Origin of the sequence: Janthinobacterium goodfellowi, from assembly GCF_051380695.1 — a bacterium.
Taxonomy (GTDB): Bacteria; Pseudomonadota; Gammaproteobacteria; order Burkholderiales; family Burkholderiaceae_D; genus Janthinobacterium.
The window spans coordinates 639,334-652,309 of sequence record NZ_JBNYXN010000001.1 but is presented as its reverse complement, the minus strand read 5'-3'; the positions used below and the strand labels follow the sequence as shown (position 1 = coordinate 652,309).

Annotated in this window: 7 protein-coding genes; 1 reads left to right on the top strand and 6 read right to left on the bottom strand. The window is 65.3% G+C overall.

Annotation, left to right across the window (positions count from 1 at the left end):
* The 4 genes from ACQ4WQ_RS02940 to ACQ4WQ_RS02925 all read right to left on the bottom strand — a co-directional run.
* On the bottom strand, positions 1–4,371 hold a 4,371-nt coding region (locus tag ACQ4WQ_RS02940; protein ID WP_436494554.1), incomplete at its 3' end, for a beta strand repeat-containing protein.
* Between the two features lie 16 nt (positions 4,372–4,387).
* On the bottom strand, positions 4,388–5,998 hold the full coding sequence (locus ACQ4WQ_RS02935) for a ShlB/FhaC/HecB family hemolysin secretion/activation protein (RefSeq protein WP_436494552.1): 1,611 nt from the start codon (positions 5,996–5,998) through the stop codon (positions 4,388–4,390).
* Positions 5,999–6,208: 210 nt separating this feature from the next.
* Positions 6,209–8,464, bottom strand: a complete 2,256-nt coding sequence (locus ACQ4WQ_RS02930) for a CHASE2 domain-containing protein (protein ID WP_436494550.1) — start codon at positions 8,462–8,464, stop codon at positions 6,209–6,211.
* Positions 8,461–10,083, bottom strand: coding sequence for a GAF and HD-GYP domain-containing protein (locus ACQ4WQ_RS02925; protein WP_436494548.1), 1,623 nt, complete (start codon positions 10,081–10,083; stop codon positions 8,461–8,463). Before ACQ4WQ_RS02925 ends, ACQ4WQ_RS02930 begins: the two co-directional genes overlap by 4 nt.
* Positions 10,084–10,281: 198 nt before the next feature.
* On the opposite strand from ACQ4WQ_RS02925, the gene ACQ4WQ_RS02920 reads away from it, so the two are divergent.
* Positions 10,282–11,178 carry an MBL fold metallo-hydrolase gene (locus tag ACQ4WQ_RS02920; RefSeq protein WP_436494546.1) on the top strand — a complete coding sequence of 299 codons (897 nt, stop codon included), beginning with the start codon at positions 10,282–10,284 and terminating at the stop codon, positions 11,176–11,178.
* A 46-nt stretch (positions 11,179–11,224) separates the two neighbouring features.
* On the opposite strand, the gene ACQ4WQ_RS02915 is transcribed toward ACQ4WQ_RS02920, so the two are convergent.
* Together ACQ4WQ_RS02915 and ACQ4WQ_RS02910 are read right to left on the bottom strand one after the other, a co-directional pair.
* The gene (locus tag ACQ4WQ_RS02915) at positions 11,225–12,238 is read right to left on the bottom strand and encodes an inorganic phosphate transporter (RefSeq protein WP_099410056.1); all 1,014 of its coding nucleotides are present in this window, start codon (positions 12,236–12,238) and stop codon (positions 11,225–11,227) included.
* Between the two features lie 39 nt (positions 12,239–12,277).
* On the bottom strand, positions 12,278–12,904 hold the full coding sequence (locus ACQ4WQ_RS02910; protein ID WP_010400015.1) for a DUF47 domain-containing protein: 627 nt from the start codon (positions 12,902–12,904) through the stop codon (positions 12,278–12,280).
* Positions 12,905–12,976 lie beyond the last annotated feature (72 nt).

Below are 12,976 nucleotides of genomic sequence, written 5' to 3'. Positions count from 1 at the left end.
CGTCAGGACGTCGCCCTGGACCCGGTCATCGCCAAAGTTCACTTGCGCGCCCGTCGTGCCGTCGTAGGTCTTGTTGATGCCGTTGAAACTTACGTTCAAGGTGCGTGCCGCGATGTCCGCCGTGGTGCTGCCCGCATTGTTGCCCAGCACATAGTTGCCAGCGTCGCCGCCACTCAGCGCCACGTTCGTGACATTGACGGCCTTGCCGACACCCGCGTTCTTGTTGCCAAAGGCAGCATTGCCCGCCACCGTCAGCGCGTCGCCCTGGACGCGGTCGTCGCCAAAATTCACTTGCGCGCCCGTCGTGCCGTCGTAGGTTTTATTGACGCCATTAAAGCTTACGTTCAAGGTGCGTGCCGTGATATCGGCCGTCGTGCTGCCTGTATTTCCATTGAGCACGTAGTTGCCCGCATCGGCGCCCGTCAGGTGGCCCGTCGCCACCTGATAATCGACCACTTTGCCCGTGCCGACATGCTTGTCGCGGAAGCTGCCCTGCAAGCCGGCCATGCCGACCTGGTCGCCCGTCACGAGGCCTTCGAAGTAGCCATTCAGGGCAGCCTGCAAGCTGCCATCGTAGACGCGGTTTTGCGCGCCCGACACGCCATAGTTCAGCACGCGCGCCGTGATGGCCGCCGTGCCATCGGCCGTCGTCGCGGCCAGGCTGTAGTTGCCCAGTTCATTGCCGCCCAGGGCCAGGCCGCTGGCGTGCACGGCCTTGCTGGCGCCCACATTCTTGTCGAGGAAAGCGGCGCTGCCGCTGACGCTGATGTTGTCGCCCGCCAGCACATTACCCAGCACAAAGCTGGCGCCGTCGTAGCCCAGGGTGCCGTCATAGACCTTGCCATTGCCGCCGAGGCTCACCGTCAGCGCGCGCGGCGTGATGGCGAAGGTGGTCGTGCCGCCCATGGTGATGTCGTACTTGGTCGACCACAGGCCCGTCGCTTCGTAGCTGCCCACGTTGCGCGCGTTGCTGCCGTAGCCGAGGCTGCCATTCACGCCAACATCACCGTCGATCAATCCCACATAGCCGATCGAACCGAGGAAGGCGGCCAGCTGGCCATCGTAGACCTTGCCCGTGGCATTGCCCGTAAGGTTCACCTGCAGCGGCTTGAGGAAAGCCTTCAGCATCGGCGTCGTGTAGCCTTCGTAGATGCGCCACACGCTGCTGAAATTGTAGTCGTTGAACATGCCCTGCTGCTGCATCTGCGCCGTGCTGCGGCCGCTGGAGCCGCCGCCATCGGTCTGTACCAGCGACGTTTCATAATTGAAAAAGCCATAGGCGAACGGGGAACCGACGGACACGCGGCCGGCCACCGCGCCCACGGCCGCATAGCCGTTGCCGGTCACGGCGCCGCTGCTGAAGACATGGCTGACGCTGCCCGTGCTTTCACCGACCAGCCCGCCCATATTTTCCTGGGTCAGGATGGGATCGGCAATGCCGGCCCGGCCCACGGCGCCGCTGGCATACGCATCATCGATGCTGCCGCCGTTCAAGCCCACCAGGCCGCCGATGCTGCGCGCGCCGCTGACATTGCCGGTGGCATAAGACTGGCTCAGCGCGCCCTGGTTGTTGCCGACCAGGCCGCCGATCATCTCGCGCGCGCCCGTCACCACGCCGGTGGCGTACGAGGTCGCGATGCTGGCGCCGGACGCATTCGATCCCGCCAGGCCGCCGATGGCGCCGCCGCCATCGGCATTCACGCCGGTGACGGCGCCGCTGCTGGCGGACATGGTGATGGCCCCGCCGTTGCTGCCCACGAGGCCGCCGACATTGCGCTGGCCGCTGACGGCCACGCTGCTGTTCACGCCGGCGATGGTGCCGCTGACGACATTGCCCGCCAGCGCGCCCACGTTGGCCGTGCCGGTGACGCTGCCGCCGCTCAGGGTCAGGTTGCGCAAGGTGCCGCCCTGCACGGTGCCAAACAGGCCTGCCGCCAGGCCAGGCACCAGGCTGCGGTCGATTTTCAAATTGCTGAGCGTAAATCCGCCGCCATCAAACACGCCGGAAAAACCGCTGCCGCCGCCGGCGATCGGCACAAAGCCCTGGCCATCGTTCCAGTTCACGGTGCCGCTGGCGTCGATATTGCCGGCCAGGCGATAGCTGTTGCCAAGACCAAGGCTGGCGACGCCTTGCAAGCCATAGATATCGGCGAGCAGATAAGGTGTCGCGGCACCGTCGCCTCCGGCCACGCGCAGGAAACTGGCGCCGCTGCCGATGGTGAAGTTTCTGGCGCTAAATCCTGGCAGGACCGCCGCGTTTTGCACCCAGCTGCCGCCGTCGAGAGCAAACGTGCCGTCCACCGTCACGGCGCCCGTGGCCGTGATGGCGGAACCGGAATTGAGGTGCAGATCGCCGGTCCTGGCGAGCGCATCCGATATCCGCATGCCGCCCGTATTCGTGCCGTCGCCGATGGTCAGCTTCGCGGCCGAGATGCCAGCGAGCTCAACCGCGCTCAAACTCAGGGCCGTGCCCGATTTGGTGCCCAGGTCGATGTCGCGCGAACTGCTCAGGGGCTTGATGATGACATTCGCGCCGCCGGCCGTGCCGCCGACGTCGATGCCGCCGGCAACGGTGATATTGTCGGCCTGCAGGGTCACCGTCTGGCCGGCGATGCCGCTGCCAGCAAGCTGGCTGGCGCCGCCCGACAGATTGATGCCGCCCAGCGCTTCATTCGCGCGCAAGCTCAGATTGCCGTTGCCAACATGGACCGCGGCGGCGCCCTCGATGCTGGCGCCGGACAGCGAAATATTGCCGCCGTTGCTGGTGATGGCCGCGTTCAGGTTGACGTTCGATCCCAGGCCATAGTTGCCGCCGGTGCTAGCAGGGTCATTCGCCGACAGCGTCACATTGCCGCCGTTGGTGGTGATGGCGGCGTAGACATTGATGGTTTCGCCCGCCTGCGCCGTCAGGCTGACGCCGGAATTGAGCATGTTCACCGAACTGCTGAAATTAATGCGGTGCAGGGCTTGCAAGGTGACATCGCTGGTGGCGCTGGAAATGGTATCGGCGCCGATGCTGGTGCTGCCAGTGGACGGCATGTCGCTGAACTGATCGACATTGGCCAGATTGCCGCCCGCCCCCTGCACCACGTCGATGTCGTACGGATCGAGCAGCCAGTTGCCGCGCTTGCCATGCGCCGCGCCGGTATTGACGCGGATGCCGTCGACGGCCAGGTAATGGCCGGACGTTTCCACGAAGCCGCCGTCGCCCCCTTGCGCGCCGCCGCGCGCGGAAATGCTGCCGTGCACCTGCGCCGATTCATTGCCCCAGGCGATGACCTTGCCGCCGTTGCCGCTGACAATCGCATCGGCATTGACGCTGGCATCCTTGCCGACGAGTACTTGCCGCGCATTCTGCACGGCCGCGTTCTTGCCCTGGTAGTCGCCGCCCAGCAAGACCGTGCCGCCGCCCGTGGCGCCGCTGGCGTCGACCTTCGCATTGCCCAGCAAACCCACTTGCTCGCCGAGCACCTGGATCTGGCCGCCCGTGCCGGCCGCGCCCGTGGCGCTGGTGACGCTGCCCGCTTCGAGCAGCGCCTTGCCGCTGGCCTTGAGCACGATCCTGCCGTTCTCGCCGACGACGGCGCTGTTGGCGTTGAGCATGCCGCGCTGGCTGACCAGCGCGCCGGCCATGCCGATGCTGCCGCCCTGGGCGATGATCTGGCCCAGGTTCAAGGCCTGGTCGGCTGGTGCCGAGACCAGCACGCGCAATTGCGGATTGCCGGCATCGGCCAGCTGCACGCTGCGTCCGGCCGCCAGGATCACTTCGCCATTTGGCGCCGTGATGATGCCCGTGTTTTCCACGTTCGGCGCAATCAGCAGGACTTGCCCGCCCTTGCCCGCGTTGATCAGGCCCGCATTGCTGACGCCGCCGGCCACGCCGCCGGCCGTGAACTGGCGCTTGCCGGCCAGAAAATCCTCATTCGTCATGCCCAGGCTGGAAGCGACCAGCCCGTTCACGTCCACTTTCGCACCCTGGCCGAAGACGATGCCGTTCGGGTTGATCAGGAAGACCTTGCCGTTCGATTCGAGCGCGCCCAGGATCTTGCTGGGGTCTTGTCCCGTGATGCGGTTGAGCACGGCGCTATTGCCGTTTTGCTGGATGAAACGCGTGATTTCGCCCGCATGGATGGAAAAGCTCTGCCAGTTGATGATGGTGTTGGGCGTATTCGTGATCGAGAAGATGTTGCCCTGCTGGTTGAACGTCGCCTGTCCGTTGACCACCTGCGGCAAGGCGGGATTGGCCTGCGCGGCGCCGAAGCAGCCGGCCAGCAGCAGCGCCAGCGCCGTGCGGCGCAGGGGCGGCGCAAGGGGTAATGAAAAGGCAGGCGTCAGGATGAAAATGGAGGCGTGCTGGACGTGGTTGTGCATGGTGTTCATCCTGATGCTAGTAGGCCAAGGCGAGGCGGAAATGCAGGCGGTTGGCGCCCCGCTGTCCCGTGTCGCCGCCATTGACGACATGGGCGTAATCGAGTTGCAGATTGGCGTAGCGGCTCAGCAGCAAACGCAGGCCGAGGCCGCCGCTGCTGATGCCTTGCGACGCGCTTTCGCCGGGCAGCGCATGGTTGCGGCGCAACCAGGCCGTGTCATAGAACGCCAGCGCGCGGCACTGGTAAGCGAGCGCCTGGCCGCACCAGTTCGGCGTGTACAGTTCCAGGTTCAGGTTGACGCCCGAATCGTTCGATACCTCGCGCTCGGCAAAGCCGCGCACGGACGCGGCGCCGCCGGCGCCGAACTGCTCGCCCGGCACCAGCGCGTCCGGCGTCACCTGCGCGTTGGCCAGCGCGCGCCATTGCCAGTCGCCGTCCAGCACGCGGCCCGTGCTGGCGCTCAGGCGCAGCGTGTTGTAGGCGGCCTTGGCATGCGCGCGCACGCGGTCGAAATCGGCTTGCGCGCCGTGCTTGCCGCCAGGGATATTGTGCGCGAACGTCACCGCCACGCTGGTCTCGCCCGTGGGCAAGGTCCAGTTGCCGATGTAGCTGACGCTGAGCGGATGCACGGTGACGTCGGCGCCCAGCTCCATGCCGAACAGCTGCACGCTGTTGCGGTAAGCCTTGAAGTCGACGCCATACACGAGCTTGGGTTCGAAGTCGCCGCTGCGGGCAAAGTTCTGGTTGTAGCGGATGCCGGCCATGCTGCCCTGGCCGCTGACGGCCAGGTCGAAAATGCCGGCCGAGACGCTGCCCGAATCGACGTTCGAATAGCTGGCGAAAAAATCCATCGAGTCGCCCAGCGCATACAGCGGCAAGTGGTAGCCGGCGCCATACACGCTCACCTTGTCCGGCTTTTCCAGACTGCTCGTGTATTGCAGGCTAGCCACATGATCGCGGCCGAACAGGTTCGCATGCTGCAGCACCACGCCCACGTGCGTCTTGCCCGTCTGCGCATTGCCCGTATTGTCCACGTTGAGCATGGCTTTCCAGGGCTTGTCATCGGCTACCGTGACGATGGCGTCGATGGCGCCCGCCGGCTCGTCGGCTTCCAGGCGCACTTCGATCTTGCGCGCCGGGTTTTCATTGGCCAGCTTCAGGCTTTGCGACAGGGCCGGCAAGTTCGGCGTCTCGCCTGCGCGAAGAGACGGCAGGGCGCGCCGCACGTTGGCCTCGTCCACATGCACGTTGCCGCTGATGGCGACCTTGCCCAGCGGCGTCTGCAGCACGCTCAGGCGCACCACGCCCCGCTCCAGTTCCTGCTCGGGCAGTTGCACCTGCACGGCGCTGTAGCCGCGCTCGCGGTAAGCCCCTTCCAGCGCCTCGACGGCGCGGGCGATGTCGGAAAAATCGCGCTGCGCTCCCGTAAAGGGCGCCAGCAAGGCTTGCACCTGCGCGGACGTGAGCAGGGTATTGCCCTGGACGTCGAAGCGGCGGATCTCGAAGCGCGGCACGCCGTCGCCCTGCATGGCAGGAGCAGCTTCATCCATGGAAACAGCGGCGCCGGCGGCGCCGACGGCGAACAGCAGCGCGGAACCCGCAAGCAGGTGCACCAAACGATATGTCATGTGAAGGATTTCTTGTGTAACCGGACAAGCGCGCGGCCCGCAGGCGCCAGCGTGTCCGGCAATGGATTGAAGCCAAATTTTAGACGGCTTTTAGTTTCCAGTCAGAAATTTCTAACATTTCTTCCTGATTTTTATCGCAACGCAACAAACGGCGCGCCGGGAATACTGAAAAATGCCGCCATGGCGGGTATTCCCCGGCGCGATGACAGCTTATTTGCTCTGCAATTCTGTCACGCCATCCCAGTCGGCAGGCGGCGGCAGCTGGCGATACCGCTCCAGGCGCGCCGCGTAGAGCCGGTACAGGCTATCGTCGGGAAAGTCTTCCTGCAGGCGGGCCAGCTGCGCGCCCGCCTGCGCCCAGTCGCGCGCGCGCAGCCGGGCCAGCACCGCGTGCCAGCGTTCCAGCTGCGCCAGCTCTGCGGCTGCGGCGCCGGCCAGCGGGCAGCGCGGCTCGAAGATGGCCACCGCTTCTTGCTTGCCCAGCACCCGGATCCGGTCGAGCTCGCGGTACAGGAAATCCGGTGCGGCCGCGCGCGTGGCCTCGCCCACCACGATGCCCACGCCATACAGTTTGCTGGCGCCTTCCAGGCGCGCGGCCAGGTTGACGCTGTCGCCCATCACGGTATAGGCGCGGCGGATGCGCGAGCCCATGTCGCCCACATGCATGGGCCCCGTATTGATGCCGATGCCGATGCGCAGCGCCGGCCAGCCGCGCGCGCAAAATTGCTGGTTCAGCCGCGCCGCGCTTTGCTGCATCAACAGGGCGCTGGCCACGGCCCGGCTGGCGTGGTCGCCAAAGGCGACGGGCGCGCCCCAGAACGCCATCACGGCGTCGCCGATGTATTTGTCCAAGGTGCCGCCATGGCTGTCGCGGATATCTTCCGACATGGCCGTCAGGTATGCGTTGATGTATTCGCGCAGCGCGGCCGGGGCCAGCTGCTCGGAAATGGCCGTGAAACCGCGCACGTCGGCAAACAGCACCGTCAGTTCGCGGTTCTCGCCTTCCATCGTGTAGCGGCGCGGATCGTCGGCCATCTCGGCCACCAGCTCGGGCGCCACGTATTCGCCGAAGCGCGCCACCAGCGCGCGTCCCTTGCGCACCTCGAAAAAATAACCCCACGCCAGGTTGGCGACGAACAGCGCAAGGATCAGCAACAGCAGCACGGCGCCGCCCAGCACCAGGTCGTGCGCGGCATACAGGTACAGGTTGATGCCGATGGCGGCCGCCAGCGCGCCCACGGTGGCCAGCATCACGCCGGCCGGCGGCAGCACGGCCAGGGCGCCCGCCAGCAGCAGGCCAAACAGCACGATCTGCACCAGTTCGAGCGCCAGCGCGTAGTCGGGCCGCGCCTTGAAGCGCCCGTCGAGCATGGACTTGATCAGGTTGGCGTGCACCTCCACTCCCGGATATTCGGCATTCACGGGCGTGGCGCGGATATCGTTCAAGCCGGGTGCCGTGGTGCCCACCAGCACGATGGCGCCCTTCAGCAGCGCGGGCGGCACCGTGCCGGCCAGCACGTCGGCGGCCGACACGTAGCGGAAGGCGCCGCCATCGGGGCCGCCCGCGCCGCGGTACTGCACCGTGGTCGTCAAGGCTTCGCCGACAGGTATCGCCAGCGCGCCGCGCGGCGTGAACAGCATGATGTGTTCGAGGCCGCCATTGGCCAGTTCGCGTGCCGACAGGGTATCGGCCGTGCCCGTGAAACGGGGGGCGATGGCGCGCGCCTGCAGGTAGACGGCGACGGTGGCCAGCGACAGCGAAGGATAATAGCCGTCGCCGATGCGCTGCAGCAGGGTCGAGGAACGCACGACGCCATCGGCATCGGTCAGCGCCGTGAAGATGCCGGCGCCCTGCGCGGCGTCCTGCAAGGGCGCGATATTGGCTTCGTAGCCGCGCGCCACGTAGGCCGTGACCGTGCGCCCGTTCAAGTCGGCGACGGTGAAGGCGGGTTTGGGCAGCACGCCCTTCCTTTGCTGCCCCGAGACGCTGTAGCCGAGCACCACGGGCTGGCCGCGCATGGCGCCTGCAAACAGGCCGTCGTAGTCCATGGCCGGGCGCAGCTTTTCCAGCTGCGCCGGCAAGCCGGCCACGCCGGCCAGTTCGCCGCGCGCCAAGCCTTGCAGCACGGCGTAACCGGAACTGGTGTCCGCTTCGGGAAACGAGATATCGAAGCCCAGCGCGGCCACGCCGTAATGGCCGGTGAGCTGGCGCACCAGGCGCGCCTGCACGTCGCGGCTCCAGGGAAAACGGCCCACGCGGGCCAGGCTTTGCTCGTCGATGTCGACGATGACGATGCGGCGGTCCAGCTGCGGCGCATCCAGTCGCATGCGCCAGTCGCCCAGCATGGCATCGAGGCGGGCAATATTCTCATTCCCGGCCAGGCACAGCACGGCGGCCGCCACGCTCAGGAGCACGCCCAGCGCGAAACGCGCCCCATGCTTGCGCCAGGCCAGCGACAGCTTCAAGGGGTATAACCCGGAATGGCCGCCTCGTCGACGGCATCGATCTGGCTCGGATGCATGTGCTTTTCAGCGAAGGTCAGATAGACCTTGCTGCGGATGAAAACGTCGAACAGCTCCGGGTCGATATGCCCGTTCAGGCTGAAATTGCCCAGGATGCGCAGCGATTCGGACAGCGACTTGCCCTTTTTATACGGCCGGTCGCGCGCCGTCAGCGCCTCGAAGATGTCGGCAATCGCCATCAGCCGCGCCGGCACCGACATCTGCTCTTTCGTCAGCCCGCGCGGATAGCCCTTGCCATCCATGCGCTCGTGGTGGCCGCCCGCATATTCGGGCACCTTCTGCAGGTGCTTGGGCCACGGCAGCGCTTCGAGCATGCGGATCGACACGCTGATATGGTTGTTGACGATGGCCCGTTCGGCCGCCGTCAGGGTGCCGGCGCGGATGGTCAGGTTTTCCGTCTCGTCGGCATCGAGAAAATCGCGCAGTTCGCCGTCGGCCGCGCGCCAGCGGCGCCGCGCGATCTGCCGCACTCTTTCCTGGTCGGCCTGCGCCATGCTCTCGCCGCCGATGTTGACCCTGCGGATGAAGTCGCGCTCCTCGCGCAGCGCCGCCTGCTCCAGTTCCAGCGCGCGGGCGATGGCATCCTTCTGCTGCGGCTGCGCCGCCTGCTGGCGCAGGGCGGCGATCTCGGCGTCGCGCAGCAGCACTTCGTAGCGCGTGTCGATCAGGGCGATGCGGTCGAAAATCGTTTCCAGCTTGGTGGCCTTGTCGACCACGTGCACGGGCGTGGTGATCTTGCCGCAATCGTGCAGCAGGCCGGCCAGCCACAGCTGCTTGCGCTCGTTGTCGCTGAGCCGGAAATCGGCCAGCGGCCCCGTTTGCGTCGCATGCGCGGCATCGGCCAGCAGCATCGTCAGCTCGGGCACGAACTGGCAGTGCCGCCCCGTGTAGGGCGACTTTTCATCGATGCCGATATTGATCAGGGTAACCAGCGATTCGAGCAGCTCTTCCAGCTGCGCAATGAGCAGCTGGTTCGTCAGCGCCACGCCCGCCTGCGCGGCCAGTGCCTCGATGAAGCGCTGGTCGGTGGAGGAAAAGGCGCGCACCTGGCCCGTCTCGCCATCCTTGGCATTGACCAGCTGCAGCACGCCGATCAAGTCGCCCTCGTGATCGCTCATGGGCACCGTCAGGATCGATTGCGTGTGGTAGCCATGGTGGCGGTCAAACTCGCGCATGCCGGAAAAATTGAAGACCTCGTCGCGGTAGACGTCGGCGATATTCACGCTGCGGCGCATGTTCGCCGCATACGCGGCCACCGACGCCAGGTTGGGCTGGCCCGCGCCATCGAACAGGGCCACGCCCGGCAAGCCCATGTCCGCGCCCTGCGCGATGCCCAGGCTGTCGTTGACGCTGATGTCGAACGCCAGCTGGCGGCCCTCCAGCGCGGGCCGGTACAGGGTCGCGCCATCGGCGCCGCTCATGCTTTTTGCCAGCAGCACGATGCGCTGCAACAGCGCGCCGATATCGTGCCCCTCGCCGCCCAGGCCATGGCCGAGCGCGACACTGAGTTCGGTCAATTGCTCCAGTCTGTGGGCGATTTTCTCAGGGTGCAGCTGAGGCATGTTGGTGGCAATCAGGTAATGGGCAAGCAAAAAAGGGGAAGTCGGCAAGCGCCAGTGTAACGGCCACCCTGCGCACTGTACATTACTTAGTCACAACAAAATGAAATAACTTTCCGTATTGCAACACACACAAATGTTGCCGCCAAACTCATTAATTAGAATAGAATCAACAATAATTACACCGTAACAAGGTACTGAATGAAATTCACGTTCAGGGGCGTGCGCGGCTCCATCCCCTCCCCCGGCCCGCGCACGGCGCGCTATGGCGGCAACACCACGTGCATCGAGGTGCGCACGGACAACGACAGCCTGATCATTCTCGATGCGGGCAGCGGCATCTTCGCGCTGGCGCAGCAGCTGCCGCCGGGCCAGCCCGTCGACGCGCACGTCTTCATCACGCACAGCCACTGGGACCACATCCACGGCCTGCCCATGTTCTCGCCCCTGTTCGTGGCCGGCAACCGCATGCGCCTGCATGGCGCGCTGGACGGCATCAGCGGACGCGGCATCGAGCACGTGATGGCGGTGCAGCTGCAAGGCAGTTATTTTCCCGTCAGCGAAGCGGCCATGGCGGCCAGCATCGAGTACCGCACCCTGGCACCGGGCGAAGCCGTCGACGTGGGCGGCGCGCGCGTGCGCGGCGCGGAAATGAACCATCCCGTGGTCAACCTCGGCTACCGCATCGACTGCGGCGGCGCCTCGCTGTTTTTCAGCGGCGACCATGAACCGTTCTACAACCTGCATCCGCCCGGCCACGCCGAGCACGCGGCCTGCGCGGCGCGCAATGCCCAGCGCCAGGCCGGCATCGATGCGCTGGTCGCCGGCGTCGATGCGCTGATCATGGATTGCTCGTACACGCGCGAAGAATACCCGGGCAAGCAGGGCTGGGGCCACGGCACCTTCGATGCCGCCTTCGACCTGGCCCTGCGCTGCGGCGCGCGGCGCCTGTACTGCACCCACCACGAACCGACCCGCAGCGACGAGCAGCTCGAAGCCGTGTTTGCCGACGTGATGGGCCGCTATGCGAGCCGCCTGGCCGGCCTGCAGGTGTTCCTCGCGTGCGAGGGGCTGACGGTGGAACTGGCCGGCGCATAAAAAAAGGGAGCCGCAAGGCTCCCTTTTTACTGGCGTTGGCTATCCATCACATTATATGGTGGCCAATCCACCAGGCGACCGCGGCGACGAAAGCCGAGGCGGGAATCGTGAAGATCCAGGCCCAGACGATATTGCCCGCCACGCCCCAGCGCACGGCCGACATTTTTTGCGCCGAGCCGACGCCGACGATGGCGCCCGTGATCGTGTGCGTGGTCGACACGGGAATGCCCAGCGCCGTCGAGACGAACAGGGTGATGGCGCCGCCCGTTTCGGCGCAGAAGCCGCCGACCGGTTTCAACTTGGTGATCTTCTGGCCCATGGTCTTGACGATGCGCCAGCCGCCGAACAGGGTGCCGAAGCTGATGGCCGTGTAGCACGAGATGATGACCCACATCGGCGGCATGGCATCGGCCGCGCTCGAGTAGCCGGCGGCGATCAGCAACATCCAGATGATGCCGATGGTTTTTTGCGCATCGTTGCCGCCGTGGCCCAGGCTGTAGGCGGCCGCCGATGCCAGTTGCAGACGGCGGAACCACTTGTCGACCTTGCGTGGCGTCGAACGCACGAAGATCCACGACACGATCAGCATCATGATGGAGCCGAACACGAAGCCCAGCACGGGTGCGATGACGATGAAGGCCACGGTTTTCCACAGGCCGGCCGCGACCAGCGCGCCCGTGCCCGACTTGGCGACGGCGGCGCCCACCAGGCCGCCGATCAGGGCGTGCGAGGACGACGATGGAATGCCGTAGTACCAGGTAAACAAATTCCAGAAGATGGCGCCCATCAGCGCGCCGAAGATCACGTACTGGTCGATCACGGCCGGGTCGATGGTGCCCTTGCCCACCGTGGCGGCCACGGTCAGCTGGTGGAACACGAAGATGGCGACGAAGTTGAACGTGGCGGCCATGGCAACCGCGGTTTGCGGTTTCAAGACGCCCGTCGAGACCACCGTGGCAATCGCGTTGGCGGCATCGTGGAAGCCGTTCATGAAGTCAAACAGCAGCGCCAGGACGATCAACAGGCCTAGCACGTAGATGCTGATTTGTATGGTCATTATAGTTTCTTTTCTGATTCTGGTTCAGGACAGGCCCAACGCTTACGCGTTTTCGACGATGATGCCTTCGATAATATTGGACACATCTTCGCAACGGTCGGTCACGGTTTCCAGAATTTCGTAGATCGCTTTCAGCTTGATCAGGTTGCGCACGTCCGGCTCGTCGCGGAACAGCTTGGACATGGCGGCGCGCATCACGTGGTCGGCGTCCGATTCCAGGCGGTCGATCTCTTCGCAGATGGCGACGATCTTGCGCGAGTTGTCCATGTTGTGCAGCATGGCGACGGCGTCGCGCACTTTCTCGGTACAGGCCAGCACCAGTTCGGCCAGGCGCTTGGCTTCCGGCGTGACGGCCTTCAGGTCGTACAGCGAGACGGTTTGCGCCGCATCTTCCAGCAGGTCGAGGATGTCGTCCTGGCGCGTGATCAGCTGATGGATGTCATCGCGGTCGATCGGCGTGATGAAGGTCTTGTGCAGCATTTCCACGGTGGCGTAGGTGACTTTGTCCGCCTGTTTCTCGATGCTTTCAATCGCGTGCACGCGGTTTTCCAGGTCGTCGAAATTGGTCATCAGGCCGAGCATCTCTTTCGCGCCCTTGACGCACAGTTCCGCGTGCTGGTTAAACAATTCAAAAAACTTGCCCTCAGTGGGCATCAAGCGTCCAAACATGTCATTCTCCGTTAAGCATTGAGTCGTGTTATTTACTACAGAAAGCCGCCCCGTATGAGGGGGCGGCCAATG